The sequence below is a fragment of the Sporomusa intestinalis genome (assembly GCF_055383785.1).
The window spans coordinates 3545934-3563504 of the sequence record NZ_AP042390.1 but is presented as its reverse complement, the minus strand read 5'-3'; the positions used below and the strand labels follow the sequence as shown (position 1 = coordinate 3563504).

At 46.4% G+C, this 17571-nt stretch carries 13 protein-coding genes and 1 riboswitch; of the genes, 10 read left to right on the top strand and 3 right to left on the bottom strand.

Annotated features, from left to right (window positions below):
* Nucleotides 1-125: 125 nt before the first annotated feature.
* From ACZ481_RS16815 to ACZ481_RS16775, 9 genes are all read left to right on the top strand, one after another.
* A complete protein-coding gene (locus ACZ481_RS16815) occupies nucleotides 126-1460 on the top strand; it encodes an MFS transporter (RefSeq protein WP_464766505.1) in 1335 nt (444 codons plus the stop codon).
* A gap of 160 nt (nucleotides 1461-1620) precedes the next feature.
* On the top strand, nucleotides 1621-3120 hold the full coding sequence (locus tag ACZ481_RS16810) for a UbiD family decarboxylase (RefSeq protein ID WP_464766504.1): 1500 nt from the start codon (nucleotides 1621-1623) through the stop codon (nucleotides 3118-3120).
* A 186-nt stretch (nucleotides 3121-3306) separates the two neighbouring features.
* Nucleotides 3307-3885, top strand: a complete 579-nt coding sequence (locus tag ACZ481_RS16805; protein ID WP_464766503.1) for a UbiX family flavin prenyltransferase — start codon at nucleotides 3307-3309, stop codon at nucleotides 3883-3885.
* Nucleotides 3872-4291: a prenylated flavin chaperone LpdD gene (gene lpdD, locus ACZ481_RS16800; RefSeq protein ID WP_464766502.1), complete on the top strand. Its 420-nt coding sequence runs from the start codon at nucleotides 3872-3874 to the stop codon at nucleotides 4289-4291. The genes ACZ481_RS16805 and lpdD overlap by 14 nt, the downstream gene beginning before the upstream one ends.
* Before the next feature lie 14 nt (nucleotides 4292-4305).
* On the top strand, nucleotides 4306-5328 hold the full coding sequence (locus ACZ481_RS16795) for a molybdopterin-binding protein (protein WP_464766501.1): 1023 nt from the start codon (nucleotides 4306-4308) through the stop codon (nucleotides 5326-5328).
* Nucleotides 5329-5354: 26 nt separating this feature from the next.
* On the top strand, nucleotides 5355-6611 hold the full coding sequence (locus ACZ481_RS16790) for a molybdopterin molybdotransferase MoeA (protein WP_464766500.1): 1257 nt from the start codon (nucleotides 5355-5357) through the stop codon (nucleotides 6609-6611).
* A 681-nt stretch (nucleotides 6612-7292) separates the two neighbouring features.
* Nucleotides 7293-8786: a sodium:solute symporter family protein gene (locus ACZ481_RS16785; protein ID WP_464766499.1), complete on the top strand. Its 1494-nt coding sequence runs from the start codon at nucleotides 7293-7295 to the stop codon at nucleotides 8784-8786.
* Nucleotides 8787-9358: 572 nt separating this feature from the next.
* Nucleotides 9359-9476: riboswitch (molybdenum cofactor riboswitch) on the top strand.
* A 165-nt stretch (nucleotides 9477-9641) separates the two neighbouring features.
* On the top strand, nucleotides 9642-10628 hold the full coding sequence (locus tag ACZ481_RS16780; protein ID WP_464766498.1) for a LysR family transcriptional regulator: 987 nt from the start codon (nucleotides 9642-9644) through the stop codon (nucleotides 10626-10628).
* A 174-nt stretch (nucleotides 10629-10802) separates the two neighbouring features.
* Nucleotides 10803-11621 carry a methyl-accepting chemotaxis protein gene (locus ACZ481_RS16775; RefSeq protein ID WP_464766497.1) on the top strand — a complete coding sequence of 273 codons (819 nt, stop codon included), beginning with the start codon at nucleotides 10803-10805 and terminating at the stop codon, nucleotides 11619-11621.
* A gap of 86 nt (nucleotides 11622-11707) precedes the next feature.
* On the opposite strand, the gene atpC is transcribed toward ACZ481_RS16775, so the two are convergent.
* Nucleotides 11708-12124, bottom strand: a complete 417-nt coding sequence (gene atpC, locus ACZ481_RS16770) for an ATP synthase F1 subunit epsilon (RefSeq protein ID WP_464766496.1) — start codon at nucleotides 12122-12124, stop codon at nucleotides 11708-11710.
* 721 nt (nucleotides 12125-12845) lie between these two features.
* A complete protein-coding gene (locus ACZ481_RS16765; RefSeq protein ID WP_464766495.1) occupies nucleotides 12846-13829 on the bottom strand; it encodes a helix-turn-helix domain-containing protein in 984 nt (327 codons plus the stop codon).
* Nucleotides 13830-14170: 341 nt separating this feature from the next.
* Between ACZ481_RS16765 and ACZ481_RS16760 the strand changes: the two genes are divergently transcribed.
* Nucleotides 14171-16348: a TonB-dependent siderophore receptor gene (locus tag ACZ481_RS16760; protein WP_464766494.1), complete on the top strand. Its 2178-nt coding sequence runs from the start codon at nucleotides 14171-14173 to the stop codon at nucleotides 16346-16348.
* Nucleotides 16349-16677: 329 nt separating this feature from the next.
* Here ACZ481_RS16760 and ACZ481_RS16755 read toward each other — a convergent pair whose 3' ends face one another.
* Nucleotides 16678-17406 carry a hypothetical protein gene (locus tag ACZ481_RS16755; RefSeq protein WP_464766493.1) on the bottom strand — a complete coding sequence of 243 codons (729 nt, stop codon included), beginning with the start codon at nucleotides 17404-17406 and terminating at the stop codon, nucleotides 16678-16680.
* Between the last annotated feature and the right edge of the window lie 165 nt (nucleotides 17407-17571).

Sequence of the window (17571 nt, the reverse complement as noted above, 5' to 3'; positions counted from 1 at the left end):
TAGGTTTTAAACTAGTGTCTTGACCACATTATCTTTTTCGTTTGATGACGGCCAAAATGGCCAAGACACTGGGTACTGCCAGGGATGCGGAGCAAAACAGATTTAAGATTAAAGGGGAGTAAGAAATGCGTCCAATATTGATAAGTGAAATAATTGATAAGGCTAAATTTAATCGATTTTTCCAGAAAATTATTGGTATTTGTATGATTACCACAATTTGTGATGGTATCGATATTAACATTTTTGGCCTGATTATTCCCTCCTTAATGAAGGATTGGAATATTGGCCCTGCTCAAATCGGTATGCTCGGCAGCTGGGGCATGTTTGGCATGATTTTCGGTTCCTTGTTTTTCGGCCCTTTAGCCGATAAGATTGGCAAGAAGCTGGCAATTATGATCGGCACGGCTATGTATATCGTATTCACCGTATTGTGCGGTTTTGTTTCCACTTTGACCGAGTTTGCCGTCTACCGTTTCCTGGGCGGCTTCGCCCTGGCTGGTGTTTTTCCGCTGGCAGTGGCCTATGCCTCAGAGTTTTCGCCGAAGCCAATTCGCAGCCGTGTAACTGTCTGGGTTACTTCCGGTATGGCTTCAGGTACAGTGATCGCTGCTCTGGTGGGGATGGCGATTATTTCTTCCTATGGCTGGCGACCGATGTTCCTTCTTACTGCTGTTATGGTGCTGCTGCTTGTAGCGCAGTATTCTTTGCCTGAATCATTAGCCTTTCTTAAGAAGAAAGGGAGACAGGAGGAAATTGGCCGGATTTTAGAAAAAGTTGAACCGACGTTCAAGGCTACGCCGGCAGATGATTATCAGCTGGATATGAAGGATACCGGTAAAGCCAGTCTGGCCAGTTTATTCTCAGCCGGCTACGGCAAAAATACCATTCTGTTCTGGCTGATGATGATGAGCAACTACATATTCATCTATGGGGTTTTGATGTGGCTGCCTAAACTTATGACCATGCTGGGGTGGAGCATAAATACCAGCTTATTCTTTACAATGACCTGGAATCTTGGGTTCTTACTGGGTATCCCCCTGTTTGGCTGGATGCAGGATACTATTGGCGGTAAGAAGTCGCTGCAAATCGGCTTGGTTACGTTAGCCGTGCTTGTCTCGCTAATCGGTTTTTTGCCAAATCCCTACCTGCTGGCAGTATGCTTGTTCCTGACCGGATCGACCCAGCACGGTCTGTCCGGCGTGGCCGGTTCCTACATCGCCCAGTCCTACCCAACTTCTTTCCGGGCCACAGGTACCACCTGGGGCTATGGCCTGGGCCGTGTTGGCGGTACGGCCGGCCCGCTGATCGGCGGCATGCTGTTAGCCATGAACCTGCCTGTGGGCTATAATCTGATGTTTTTTGCCCTGTTTCCCGTCTTTAGCGCCATAGTAGTTAGTTTTACCACTGATTTTTTCCAAAAAGATATAAATTCGGCAATGGATAACGGGTTAGCAAAATAGTATTGACTGTATTGTGGATATACAAAGCCTAACTTATGTTATCCGAGATTGGGTGAACTTTTTGCAACCGCGAGGCGGTAAAGCGGTTTGCCGGCGGGGCATTTAATAACCTGGCGTGCTGGCCGCGGATACCGTTGCCGCGATTTTTAGGGGAGGGTGTATGATGTCTGCAAATACCAATGCAAAAATAACTGATTTGCGTTCCGCCCTGGACCTCTTAAGGGCCGTTCCGGGACAATTAATTGAGACCGACGAACCAGTAGATCCCCAGGCAGAACTAGCCGGGGTTTATCGCCATGTGGGCGCCGGCGGGACGGTGCAGCGGCCCACGCGAATTGGACCGGCAATGTCCTTTAATAACATAAAAGGGCACGCAGGGGCAAAAGTGGTCACCGGGATTTTGGCCAGTCGGGAAAGAGTAGCCTTACTGCTTGGTACCAAGCCGGAGCATCTTGGCTTTCTTTTAAATGAGGCCGTTAAAGAGCCGATCGCGCCTGTAACCATTCCCCGCGAGCGGGCCCTGTGTCAGGAAATTGTCCATTATGCAACAGAACCCGGTTTCGATATTAGAAAATTGATTCCTGCGCCAACCAATACCGCAGAAGACGCAGGTCCCTATATTACCCTGGGTATGTGTTATGCCTCAGATCCCGCAACAGGTGAATCAGATGTCACCATACACCGCTTGTGCTTACAAAGCAAGGACGAAATGTCGATGTGGATAACCCCCGGAGCGCGCCATATAGGTTCTTTTTTTAAAACAGCCGAAGCTGCCGGCAAGCCGCTGCCGATTTCAATCAGTATCGGCGTAGACCCGGCTATTGCGGTGGGGTCATGTTTTGAACCGCCGACGACCCCGCTTGGCTTTGATGAATTAAGTGTGGCCGGAGCCATAAGGCAACAAGCCGTAGAGATGGTCCCCTGCTTAACGATTAACGAACGGGCCATTGCTAATGCGGAATATGTTATTGAAGGCGAGTTGCTGCCGGGAGTACGCATGCGCGAAGATTTCCACAGTAATACCGGCAAAGCTATGCCGGAATTCCCCGGTTATTCAGGGCCGGCGGCACCGGAACTGCCGGTGATCAAAGTAAAAGCAGTTACTCACCGCTGTAATCCCATTATGCAAACTTGCATCGGGCCAAGTGAAGAGCATGTAACTATGGCCGGCATACCGACCGAGGCAAGTATATTGCAGATGGTGGAAAAGGCCATGCCAGGCCGTCTGGTGAATGTTTATGCCCATTCGGCCGGTGGGGGCAAATATATGGCGGTGCTGCAATTCAAAAAGAGCATGCCCAGTGATGAAGGCCGGCAAAGACAAGCTGGGTTATTGGCCTTCTCGGCCTTCTCGGAGCTAAAACATGTAATTTTAGTCGATGAGGATGTGGACCCCTTTGACAGCAATGATGTTCTGTGGGCTCTAAATACCCGTTATCAAGGTGATATTGACACAGTTTTTATACCCGGCGTACGTTGTCATCCGTTAGACCCTTCCCAGACTGCCGACTATAATCCCCTGATCCGTGATCGTGGCATTTCTTGCAAGGTAATTTTTGATTGTACAGTACCTTTTTCCCTAAAGGACCATTTCCACAGGGCGAATTTTATGGAGGTGGACCCCAGCCGTTATGCGCCGGAGTTATTCAAAAAAAGGTAGCAACATAAATTAGCTGCATCAGACCTGTATGCTGAAAATTGGGCTTTTCTGTTAGCAGCAGGCTAGGCGGCCCCGACCCGGTCGGGGTCGCCTGGTATACGCACCCCGTGCGCCGGTAAATTTGGCCGGGCCTGCCGGCCAGAGACCCTGGCATCTCTTTAGTTATACTCTAGGGGGCACAGATACATGAAAATAATTGTTGGCATCACCGGCGCCAGCGGTGTAATTTTGGGCGTGAGTTTACTGAAGGCACTGGCAGCGCAGCCAGATTGTGAAACTCATTTGGTTGTTACTGATGGCGCGAAAAAAACCTTTGAATATGAGACCGATATGCGGTTTCAGGATATCGCCGTTTGGGCGGACTATCAGCATGATATTAATAATCTTGCGGCACCAATTGCCAGTGGGTCATTTAAAACAGATGGAATGGTCGTCATTCCTTGCAGTATGAAGTCATTGTCCGGTATTGTTACAGGTTTTACGGACAATCTTTTGCTGCGGGCGGCCGATGTTTGCCTTAAAGAACGGCGCCGGGTGGTGCTGGTACCCCGAGAACTGCCATTAAGTTTAATTCACCTGGAGAATATGTCCAAGGCTGCTCTACAGGGCTGCATCATTCTTCCGCCGATGTTGACTTTTTACAATAACCCAGGCTCGATTCAAGATATGGTTAATCACCTTATGGGGAAGATTATGCTGCTGTTTGATATTGCTTTTGCAGAGTTCGCTCCCTGGAAAGGAGTAAAAATGCGTGAACGAGAGTAGCAGTCAGATCGAAATGCGCAGGGTAAGCTGGGGCACAGGGGTTCACAAAGTGGAAGCAGCAGTCTGTATTTGCGGAACCGATGTAGTGGTAGTCATTGGCGGCGGCACTGCCTATCACATCGGGGCCGTGGCTCTGGGGATACCGCGCCCCAGCCTTGCTGACTCCTCGCAGGTTTCTGCCAGTGTTTCTGTCCTGTGTGTAACCGGCCACAAAGAGGATGGGTTAGCCCGGAAGGCGGCGAGGAAAATAGCGGCGGCAACAAATTGCAGGGTAACGGTTGTGGCAGGTATTCATATTGATAAGATATCCACAGCAGATATGAGTCAACTTATGGTTAACTGTAAGTTGCTTATAAAAAAAATAATTGCCGACGTAAAAGGAATTTGCTCGGATAATGAACCCTGAGGGAGATGAAGTATATGCAGAAAACGAGAGTGGAAGATGCTGTTGGCTGTATATTGTGCCACGATATTACCAAAATCGTGCCCGGAGAATTTAAGGGGCAGGCATTCAAAAAGGGTCACATCATTACGGCCCGGGACATTCCCGAACTGTTAAAGCTAGGCAAGGAGCATATCTTTGTCTGGGAATGCAAAGAGGGCTTCGTCCATGAAAATGATGCAGGACTACGCATTGCCCGGACGATAAGCGGCGAAGGAATTCTTCTTTCCGAGCCTAGTGAAGGTAAGGTCACCATGACGGCTGAGTATGATGGAATCTGCATGATCGACGAGCAGATTTTGCGGCAAATTAATTCGGTGGAGGAAATAGCAGTTGCTACCCGCAATAATCACAGACCGGTAAAAACAGGGAATAAAATAGCCGGTGTCCGGGTTGTTCCCTTAGTCATTGCTGAACGGAAACTGGAGCTTGTGGATACTATCGCCAATGGCCGGGCGGTAATATCCATACAACCATTTCATCCCTTTAGGGTCGGTATTATTACTACCGGGAGCGAGGTTTATCATGGCCGCATAGAAGATAAATTTACGCCGGTTGTCAGAAGGAAAGCAGAAAGATATGATTGCAAAGTAATACAGCATATTACTGTTCCGGACAAGGCAGAATTAATAGCCAATGCTGTTAAAACCTTACTTGCCGATGGGGCAGAGCTTATCCTGACTACCGGTGGGATGTCGGTTGATCCTGACGATGTAACACCAAGTGGAATTAAAAAAGCCGGGGCTGAAATAGTAACTTACGGCGCACCTGTTTTACCAGGGGCGATGCTGATGGTGGCTTATTTGGGGACCGTACCGATATTAGGACTTCCCGGTTGTGTCATGTATCATCAGACTACCATTTTCGATCTCCTGCTGCCGCTTGTACTGACAAAGCAGGTGATTACAAGATCTCATATCATTACATTGGGGATGGGAGGCTTATGTCTGGAATGTGATGTCTGCCAGTATCCGGCCTGTTCATTTGGCACCGGCGCATAGTATTAATCGTGATAGGAGGGAAAAAGGTGAAGACAAATATTTCTCTGGAAGAAGCTCAGAATTTGCTTTTGGCGCTGGCTAAGCCTGTAAAAGCAGGTTATGTGTCTTTATTCGACGCCACAGGCCGTGTCTTAAGTCAAGATATACAGGCAAATCAGGATTTGCCGCCATTTGCCAAATCGCCATTAGACGGATATGCCCTGCTGGCAAAAGATACGGAAAAGGTTGCCCAACTGGGGCCTGTCAGACTTAGGGTGATTGAGGAGATCCGGGCGGGATATCTCCCGGCGAAGAAAGTAACCGCAGGTACCGCAAGCAAAGTAATGACTGGTGCGCCTTTGCCGGCTGGCGCTGATGTGATTGTTAAATATGAGGACGTAGACAGAAACGGGGACTATATAACAATCCGGGCTAGCTTAAACGGCGGCAGCAATATTATTCAGGCGGGAGAGGATATAAAAAAAGGCGAAACCGTTGCTTATAAAAATCAGTTGCTAAGCCCGTCGCTGATTGGTTTATGCGCTGGGATTGGATTAGGCAAAGTGCCGGTATTTAATAAAGTACGGGTAGCTATTCTTAGCACCGGAGATGAGCTGTTAGACCCGGCGCAAGAACTGCAGCCGGGAAAAATCTATAATAGTAATTTACATAGTTTGCGGGCGCTTTGCCTAAAGTTAGGTACGGAACCGATTGCTTTTGGGATTGTCGCTGATAAGCAGGCGGTTACTACTGAGCGGATTTCTCAAGCCATGATGGTGTCCGATATAGTAATTACCACAGGCGGAGCTTCTGTCGGTGATTATGACGTGGTTTTACATGCTCTGAAGCAACTGGAAGCAAATATTATTTTTTGGAAAGTCGATATGAAACCAGGAGCACCTATTATTGCAGCTGAAAAAAACAATAAACTGATTATTGCCCTTTCGGGAAATCCTGCTGCAGCCCTGATAACTTTTGACTTAATCGTTGTGCCATTATTAAAAAAAATGATGGGGCTTGCGGGTCAGCTGCCTTTGCGTATTTCGGCAGTATTTGCTGATACGTTTCATAAGCAAAGCCCGCAACGGAGATTTTTGCGGGGCAGGCTTTACCGGCAAAATGAAAAAAATTATATAAAACTGACAGGGGAACAGAGTAATGGCATATTAAAATCTATGATTATGTGCAATGCTTTAATTGACGTACCTGCTAACAGCGGTCCGCTTTGGGCCGGCCAGAAAGTTTCCGCCGTATTGGTAGGCACCATTGATGAACAGTCAACAGCGGTTTTCCCCGGCCTGTAAGGAGCTTTTGCACAGGAGGCGGCATTATGGGATCAGCGTATTTCAATTCTATTCTAAGGTAAAAATGCTGCAGGTAATGAACAGGATTTAAGGTTTAGCGGCGAATTAGAGGCGATATCCACAATCTTAACACGCCGGAGGACTTACTAGTTACTGGTGGGCAAGAGCAGAGTTACTTTATAATTTTGTAAGGAGATTTGCTGTAGTATTCCGCTAATTTCCCGGCGCGATAACCCCTTTTTGATGAAATATTGTCAGGCAAACCGGTGGTTCAACCAGTTTGCCGCTTTTTTTTATAATGATTACACCATGGAGAAATCAGAAGCCACAACAGATGGCAGAAGGCATCGTATGATGAATAACAGCATCAGAATATTTCGCCTAATATTAGTAATGTTTATGGAAAAATTAAATCAACTTATATATTTGCGATGAAAAAAATCATCGATAGATTGCAGAATGTAAGAAAATTACTGCTAAAACGGGATTTTTAGCTTGGCACATGAATTGCAATAAAAAATGAATATTCGCATATTTTAAACAGCAATTTTAAGGCCGGAGGGAAGGCGCCAGGCAGGGAGAGCAGTATGACTGGCCGGTGCTGGCGTGGGGAGGGGATAAATAAAAAAATAATGATGAATATGCAGGTAATATATTGCCAAAAAGGAGGAGGTTGTTACTATGTGGGGACCGTTAATCATTGCTATTTTGTATTTTGTCATTTTAATCGGCTTGGCGAATTATTTTCTCCATAGCCGCATCAAGAACATGGTTGATTTTTCAATGGGGGGACAGTCGCTAACCTGGGGGTTGGTTACTTTAGCTTTAGCGCTTATCCCGCATGGCTCCGGACATACCATGTCATTATGGGAGTCGTCCTCGGTAATGGGAGCGGCAGTACTTTGGTGGCCGATCATTGTCGGCGGCGCCTTTATCCCGATTATGATGTTCTGGACCGGACCGTGGGTGCGCAACTTAAAAGTGGAAACAATTCCTGAGGCTATGGGACTTCTCTATGGGCACAAGATGCGTTTTTTACATTGCAGTATACAGATTAGTACCTGGACCGCGATTGCTATGGCTGAAACGCTGGCTACAGCCGGCGCTATTTACGGTTTATGTGCCGGAGTACTCCCGTATCAGCCCTGGTGTATTATCCTGGCTTTTCTGTTAATGATTGGGTACATTATCTTTGGCGGGGTATTGGAATTGGTATGGATAAGTACGATCAACGTCATAGTAATGACGGTCGGCTCCTATCTTGCCTTGTTTTTCCTGGGAACGTGGCTTGCTGCTAATGTTGGCGGCTGGGAAGGTATACTCGCCACCTATGCGCAAGTCGATCAATTATGGAAATTTGATTTATTTAATTTCTCACCGGAAACATTATTTCAGGTCATAATACCGGTAGCTGTATTGCATATCTGTGCAGGTGGCGTTGCTCAGGGGATGTATATACCGCTCTTATCGGCAAGAACAGATGAAGACTGCCGGAAAGGCTTCTGGATTTGCAGCTTGACTAATGTTCTTACTTGTTTTCCGTGGGTTGTTATAGCGCTGTGCGGTATGGCCATTCCGGCGTTTGCTGCTATAGGCCCTAAGCTGATAGTCATGGAAGTCGCCCTGAAAACGATGCCGCAGTGGGTTTATGCCTTGCTAATGGTTAGCTTACTGACATCTGTATTGTCGACAGGCAGTGCTATTATTATGGGGAACGCAACCGTATTTGTTAACGATATTCTCAAAGGTGCTTGTAACCCGGCAATGTCTGACAGCACCAGGCTTAAGCTGATGCGGCCGATGATTCTGCTGTGTGGCCTGCTGGCAGCTGTTCCCGCCATGATTGCCCCTATTTTATTTCCTGTTTTCCTGTGGGCCTTTTCTTTTGGCATCCCGCTGTTCCTGATCTTTCTGTTTGGCCTAATTTGGAAGACCAGTAAGCCCGCTGCCTGGATAACCGTTATTGTTACCTATATTGTAAACTTTTGGTGGACCTTTGCCACCCCGGCCTGGGCATCCGGTCCATGGGCCTTGAATATGTACCCTGTGACTTTATGCTCCATTGTGTTAGGCGTTATCTTGTTTGCCGCTCTTCCCGGCGAACCCGGGATGCTTCGCCGGACCAATACCGCGGCTGTTGCTTATGCTGCCGCAGATCATCCTAACCTGAAATAACTGCATTGGGAGGAAAGAAATATGTGGGTTGTACAATTATTTATGCAAGAGCTAATATTAACGCTGATAATCGCTTTTATCCTTTATGGCGCCTGGCGGTTCGCCAATCCGGGGAAAAAATGGTAAAAAGGGGGAAGGGAAATGAGTGTCGACCTTGGTGTTGCTTCCTATCTTTGCGGCTTAATGCTGATTCTCGGTCTTATCTGCACGGTGGGGCAAATGAGACAAAACCAAAAAAAATAATGTAAGCTCCATCCCTCTCCGGCTGGAAAGTCTAGGGGCGGACGCCCCTGGTGCTACTGCGGTACAGCAGCACCAGGGACGTTTTTTTTTCACTCCCGCTGGTTATGCCGTATACTTCCGGCAGGCAGCGCAGACAACTTCCGGGTCCTTTGATTTAGCGGCAACAATAAAACGCAAATGTACTGATGCCTAATTAACTTTAACCACTAAATCGTTTATGTTTGATTATGTTAGCAATAGTGATTGACAGTGCTTGGCAGATGTATTAAGATAGTTGTAATCAGAGGTTGCCTTGTTTTGTCATGGCCGCATCATGCTGCGAAAAATTGAATTAGCTACTACTCCTTAGCCGATCTACCTAACCCGTTTTGGCATGGTAGCCGGCCGATCGGTATAGTGGGAAACTGCTATGCTTCCCTATTGGAAAGGAGTGCAAGAAAAGGTCAGCGCAGCTTACGCGTCTGGTTTGGGCTGCCTATGTTGACTTAAATTATTGCCAAGTCCTTTCTAAACATAGAAGGCTTGGTTTATTTTTTTCATTATCAGAAAGTGTATCTCTTCTCTTGTCTTAGCAAAACATGGTGCGCAGGAGAGGCGGGTGAGGGCAAAAGGATGGATATTCAAAAATTGAAGTACTTTATTTCGGTGGCAGAATGCTTGAATTTTACCGATGCTGCTGCGCAGGCCGGTGTTACGCAATCGGCCATAAGCCAGCAAATTTCAGAATTGGAAAAGAAACTGAACGTACAACTGATAATCCGGAATAAACGCCCGCTGGAGCTAACCTGGGCGGGAAAAGTCTTATTAGAAGAGGCGTATGCTCTGCTGGCTGTGTCTAATGAAATAGCAAGTAAGATGGAGCAAGCTGTTAAAGGAATTTCCGGATTTTTGAAAATAGGTTTTTTGGGCGGCATTGAGAAAGCGATACTGCCCCAAGCAATCAGAGGCTTTCATCAAAAATACGCTGATATTCATATTACACTGTATCAATACAATTGGCTAAAGATGAATGAAGCACTGATGCGGGGCGCATTAGATGTTGGCTTTACCCTGTCGTATCAATTACATAGTTTTCCTGATCTTGTTGGTCAGCGGTTGTTAAGCGATGTATTCTGCGTAGCCGTTAACCGCCAGCACTCATTGGCCAAACAGGAGAAAATTGATATAGCAGAGCTTGCTAATGAACCGTTCGTCATGTTCAATCAGCAAGCAGATTGCCTGCTGCATGATTTAACTTATCGAATATGTGGCGAAAGCGGCTTTACTCCCCATGTAGCTAACCACAGTCAGGACTTAGCTTCATTGTTGTTTATGGTTGAAGCCGGTTTGGGAGTGATGGTAGTTCCCGGACCTGTCCGTGAAGTCGCCGGCCCTGAAATTTGCGTTATTGAACTTACTTATCCGCAACGCTTCTTTGATGTAATGATTGCTTGGAATCGCAAGCATTCAAATCCGGCAATTCCGTTTTTTGTTAAGGGTTTTTCCGGTTCCAATGCAGCCCTAACAGGTGGAAAAGAAATGAACAGCTCCCACGATCTGCAACGATATAATTGTTATGGCAAGCAGGCAGTTAATCGTTGTTTGTCATCAGGCCTGTAACGAGATCGTTAGCTACAAGCAGCCAATACTAAAGAGCATCCTGCTATAGGGGATGCTCTTCGTTTTTCCGTATTTTGCTCTGCCGGCGCCGGCCAATATTGCTTTGGCACGTTTATTGCTTATAAATAGAGGCATAAGAAAGAGGAAGTAGAGCAAAAGGGGGAAGTATCGATTATGGATAAAACACTAGAATCACTCATTTTATGCATACCTATCATGCAAACGGTGCTGCCGTTTGACGCCATGGCCGTTATATCTGACAGAAACACCTTTTTATACTATAGTCCAGGCAGAAAGATGCAGCATGAGTCTCCGGTCGGTAAAGCTGTGAACAAAGGCGATGGTATGTGGGAAGCCATAAGCAGTAGAATTACGCAGGATATTGTGGTGGCAAAAGACGTGTGGGGCTTTCCGTTCCGGAGTATTAGTGCGCCTGTCATTAATGAAGACCGTGAAATTGTCGGTGCAATTGGCCTGGCGTGCAGTTTAGAAACGCAGGAGATTCTGCATGATGTTGCGCAAACCATCGCCGCAGCGTCTGAGCAGGTGGCGGCATCCAGCCAGGAACTGGCAGCTAATGCGGCCTTACTTAACAGGAGATTAGAACTGCTCGGGACCACAGGTCAATCTATGGTGCAACATATTGGCAAGTCGGACGCTATCCTTATGTTCATTCGGGACATAGCAGCAAATACAAATTTACTGGGGCTAAATGCGAGCATTGAAGCGGCGAGAGCGGGAGAGCAAGGGCGGGGATTCTCGGTGGTGGCGCAGGAGATTCGGAAGTTGTCTGTTAACAGCCAGGTATCTGTTAAGGAGATCAAGGAAATTTTAGCAAGCATGCGCGGGGAAATAACACAGATTGAAAAAGAAATAGACGAGGTTGATAAAATCAGTGCACAGCAGAAAGCTGCCAGCTATGAGATAAGTAAAGCTATTGAAGGACTGACCGGCCTGGCTGCAAGAGTACAGGAGCTTGCATTTCGTGTTTGAAGGACAGTGCTAATGGGCAAAAAGAGCAGCCACCTCTCCCCGGTTTAATAGCAGGGAAAGGTAACTGCGTAAATGTCGGCTGAAAATTATTTTTTATTTTGCTGTTCTTGCGTCCGGGAAGACGTAACGCGCGGAGCTGCATGATAGGTGCGGATGCGGGCCCGGCGGGTAAGCGCAATACCGCCGTGTAACTTCAATTCTTTTTGGGTTCTGGCTGCTTTAGCGCGTTTGCTGTCAATTTCCGCCTGGGTTTCCACATAAGTGGCTAAGACCATGAGTTTATTCTTGCGTACTTCCAGGAAGCCGCCGCCGATCAACAGCTGCTGCTCACTTTTGTCCCTGATAATTCTGAGGGAACTGATTTCGAGGCTGGCAACCCCCAGGGAATGGCCGGGAAGAATGGTCAAATCGCCTGCCGGCGTTGCGACAATAATCTTACTGACATTTTTAGAATAGACCATGCGGTCAGGAGTAACAATATCCAACCGTATTTTGGCAGCCATCTATTATTTTCTCCTATCTTTAACCTTGCGTTTTACAAGTGAACTGACAAGAAAATATATTATTTATTGCAAAAACTACCATGATGTATATACATCTATATATAATATTATTTTACAGAACCGGGCAAACGATTGTCAATAGAAAATGGCATTTTTATCTTGACACAGATCATATAGCGATTGGCTATAGAAGCGGCAATAACCCTGTTAAGCTTTGGCGCTGTTTCTAAATGCAGAAGGTTTGGCGGCAGGGAAAATATGTCTTGACAAAAAAATAATAGAAGGCTATATTTGTATTATATAAATTTACTTTTTGTAATACATAATTGGGAGATTTTATTTCGCTTTTTACCCGGGCCAGTCTGATGATGTTATTAGCAAGTTGGCAGCGGCCTGTTGTTCCGGATTTACTTCTCCTATCATTTTCGCCGGCAGAGCGAGGAAACTGCGTGAGCCTGGCCAGAAAAACGTTATTTGGCTCTCCTGGAAGGTGAAAAACTTTCTTTCAGAGCATTATATAGTTTTGGCGTAAGCTGGTTCTTCATTAGTTGAGGAATGCTGAGGCAGGCGTACCCACCTTCGTTTGTCTTTGAACGCATCGTGAGGCTGTTACTATTGACAGCCTCCTTTTTTTAGCAGGTTTCTGGCTGGTGGGCAAAAGAAAGGAGCCGTGTGGAAACTCTTACGTTTCAACACGGCCCCTTTTTCTGAATTCATCCCCTTATATCCGAAAGGATTTTCTAATTTCGCTAGGTGCGAAACCATGCACTTTTTTAAAGGCAACAGTAAACTGGCTGGCACTATCATACCCCACGATACCCGCAATATTACAAATGCTCATGTTGTCATGAGACAATAAGCGCAAGGCATAATTCATTTGCTCTTGTCGCACATATTGAGCAATGGTCATTTTGTATAATATCTTAAAACATTGGCGCAGTTTGGTTGCCCCCATTTCAGCAATGGCGGTAAGTGCTTCTATTGTTGGCGGATTTAAAATATCCTTGTCCAATGCAGACTTAACCCGCAAGATGTATTGCAAATTTTGATAGGTTAAATGTTCGGGGCGATGCTTCTTAAAATGGGTCTTGTAGTAAGCCTCATGCTGGATATTACGCATAATGAGTGCCAGAATTTCACCGATTTTGCCTTCGTAGTACAGCATGGGTACCGTTGCGTCTCTAATGGCATATTTTATCTGCTCAAATACCATCACTAAGTCCGGGGTATTATACTGCGGATTTTTCCAGGCGGTTGCAGCGGCTGAAGTAAATCCTTCTTCCAAAGGCCTGCCTTTTAGATACCCTGTCAAAAAATCATCAAATAGCAGCACACTGGTATACCAAATAGGCTCAGCAGCACTGAAAATTACTTTTATCATCTGGCCTCTATTTACCACTAAATGGATTCCCTGACACAATTTTCTGGCCTTTTTACCTATCTCAATAATCGTAGCATCACCGCTGTCCCACGAGCAAAGCCATAGCCCGGTTTGCGTAATAGCATAGGTTCTTGTGACCGGTTCCAGCAGCTGAAAAAAAGCATTGGTGACAAATAATCCCGGGGCCGGATGAATATCAATGATCCAGCTATTACCATTTGCCGGCGGCAGCTTATATAAGATACTGTTACCATACTCTGATTTCTTGCAGCCTAATTGTTCCGCCAGTTCACCATTCCCCAACAGATACTCATTTGTCCCCATCGTCACCATCCTTTAGCCCATTTTATAAACTGCGCTTGGATCAGCTTTTTTGTTTATGATAGCATATGCTTTAGCAAAAAAAAATAACCTGGGCACAAATCTGCTGTTTGAAACTAACATAATACTATTGGTTTTTATCGCAATTATTGTAACGTTACAAACGTATAAATGATAAACGTTCTCGCTTTCTGAAGGATTGACTGCTGAAGCAAGCTCAGAAACTCCTTGTTGCTAGTGCCTTGACGCAAATAAAAAGTCCTTGCTATAATTGGCAACAAGTCACGCGTTACTATTTTTAAACAGAGATGGCCACTCTGTGTATAGAACAAGGGAGCGATATCATGAAAAAACTTTCCCATACTAAAAAGAACTTGCTCTATGCCCTGCTTGGCAACATCCTGTTTTGGCAGATGCCAATGGTCTCTGCGGCATCAGAAGCAGCCACTGATCAGATCGCCAGCGAGCAAAATCCAATGACCTCAACCAAAGAACAAAGTGAATTTTCACTGGACGGAGTTGAGGTCATTGCTAATAAAATTACAACAGGCACCGAGCGGATAGCCAAATACAGCACCATTGGAACGAAGCTGGAAGCGGCGCTTAGCGACACGCCACAATCCATCAGTATTATAACAAGAGAGCAGATGGACGCCCGCGGCGTCACTGACCTGGCTCAGGCTTTGTCCTATAGCGCCGGCATCACCGCCAGCCCCTGGGGCAACGATACCCGCTGGAACTGGAGCCTAGTACGGGGCTTCAGTGTCGGCTATGAAGGCACCGGCGTTGACGGTCTGCGCTTATCCACCAACAGCTATGCTTTATGGGATTTTGAACCGTATGGCATGGAGAGTCTGGAGATCCTGCGCGGCCCAGCCTCCACACTCTACGGCGGCAGCTCACCCGGTGGTCTATTTAATTGGGTCAGCAAACAACCGACTGCCGAAGCGCTGCGAGAAGTCCGGATTCAAGGAGGTACCGACCATTATCGAAGTGCAGCCCTTGATCTTGGCGGACAGGCCGGCGGACAGGAGAATCTGACTTTCCGCCTGACGGCTTTAAGCCGCGACCGTGACTTTGCTGCCGCCTACAGCAATTCCCAGCGCAATTTTATTGCTCCGTCTCTGGCTTGGAAAATCAGCGATGATACTAACATTACTTTCCAGGCTCATTATTTAAAAGATGCACTTGACGGCAGTGATGACCGATATGTTTACCATCCCGGCGATAGCCTTTACGGGATTTCCGATAAAATATATTTAGGCATACCAGGCTGGGGCGGCTATACCCGCAAGCAGTATTATTATGGCTATCTCCTGGATCACAAAGTGAATGACACATGGACACTGCACAACAAATTCCGGTACGGTCATGTGGGAACCGTTTATAACATGAACTGGGCAACGCTGCAGAATGATGGCCATACCGTTGCACTAGGACCCTTGGAAGTGTATGATTATACAGCCGATTCCTATACTATGGATACTTATGGGGAAGCAAAATGGCAAAGCGGTATCGTAAGCCATCATACCGTCATTGGCGTTGATTACCGAAAAGGTAATCTGAAACAGCGTTATGGCTATGCCGATACTGATGCCTCCCTTGATCTGGACAATTTACAATACAATAGTCTTCCCTTAACTTTTCCCGAAACCGCTTTAAACTATCAAGCTACCATTAAACAGACTGGTTTTTATGCCCAAGACCAGCTTAAGCTTGGCGATAAATGGACAACCTTGTTAGGCGGACGGCAGGATCACTACGACCGAAATGCCATGAATCCCCAGACCGGGGAAAGAATCCGGCACAAGGCGAATCAATTTTCCGGACGAGCAGGATTGGTCTATCATGCCGGACACGGATTATCACCTTATCTCAGCTACACAGAAGCCTTTGAACCAGTGGAGGGACAGGACCGATACGGCAAGAACTTTGATCCGTCTTCCAGCCGGCAGTACGAACTGGGTATACAATATGAACCGAAACACAGGAACGCCCGCTTTACCGCTTCCCTTTTTGACCTGCGCAAACAAAATGTATTGACGCCTGACCCGCTCAACACATCCACCGAATGGTATGAGGTACAGGTAGGCGAAGTCAAATCCAAAGGTCTGGAGCTGGAAGCCAACATGGCTGCTTTTAAAGGTCTTAATCTTACAGCTTCTTATACCTTGCTTGACGCCAAAACAACAAAAAGCAGCACTGCAAGCGATATTGGTCTTCGACCCCAAAGCGTATCGCGGCACAATGCCACCCTGTGGCTTGACACTTCCCTACCAGGCAAAACAGCAAAAGGATTGGGCTTTGGTGCAGGTCTTCGCTATATTGGTTCCCGCTATAATTATGATAATACCGTAAAGCTTGGCGATGTCTTACTGACTGACGCGCAACTTTGCTATGATGTCGCTGACTGGCATTACGCCCTTAATATCCGCAATGTATTTAATAAGCAATATGAAAGTACTTACAGCTATGCAGGTGAAGACCGGACAGTCCTCCTGACAGCTACTCATCGCTGGTAGGCAGTTCATAACAGAGTAAGAGGGCCAAGTGAAAACTGGCCGAAAAAGCCGCTCAAGCAATGAGCTTTAGCGGCTTTTTCATGCGGACAAGGAAATAATGGGAAAATAAAGATAAGAAATAGTAAGCGTGGCGGGTGTAGAAAGATGTATCGAAAAGGGCAAAAAGTGCATGATAAAGTAGCGTTTAAAGACTACAACCAGAAGCCATTGATGCTACCGATGGACTTGGAGACCCTGATACCTGCTAACCATATTATTGGTGTAATCAGCCGAGCCATTGATCTAAAAAAGAGCCGTGTGGAGACTCTTACGTTTCAACACGGCCCCTTTTATAATTTTTTAACCAGTTTATCCTGAAAAATGGCCTTTTGCTGTTCAAAAAAATCTATAGCATCATTGCAGGCTTTAATCGCATCCTCGGGGTCTAAAAAGCTAAGGCTGAGCGACATGCGGGACAGTGTTTTGTGGGCTTTATCAAAGTTGCGCACCGTAGTAAAAAGTTCATGGGCCGTGAGTAAATAGTCGTAGCCTTCTTTGTGTTTGCCCCACAGCTGGAAACAAACGCCGCGGGAATAAGCCAGTTCTGCCTTATCATTTTCATTATTGTCTTTGGCAAAATATACTTCCGCCCCCTCATAGGCACTTAAAGCGAGGGAAAAGTTGCCCATTTTACAATAAGCGTCACCAATAATTAGCAGCAGTTTCCCGATCTGCCGAGAGTTTGCGGCATTTTTTAGGACCATGACCGCATAATCGTAATAAAGGAGTGCTTCCTGAATATTACCTGTCCGGATAAGGTCGTCGGCTTTTTTTATTATTTCTGACGTCGTTAGTTTGCGCAGGCTCAGTTGATTAATCCGGGCCGCTCCTTTGTCAGGCAGCCATTTCGCTGCCGACTTGAAAGATTTTACTTCTTCCTTGACGTCGGCGGCAGCGCTCAAATCAAGTACATGCCGTATGCACTCCGTCCAGGCGGTATGGGGAATTTTAAAATCAGACCTGTCAACGACATCGGAATTGTTTTTTAAGTAATGGGCAACTTTGTCGATATCATCCAAACATAAAAAATAGATGAGGCCGGCTTCGATTACATCAGAAATTGGAATATCATAACGCTTTAAAATACTGACTGCGGCTCCGTTGACCCTGGCACTAACGGTAACTTTTTCGTCAGACGTTTCTGCATGTCTGGCTATAGGAATGCACCATCCTTTCTATGTATA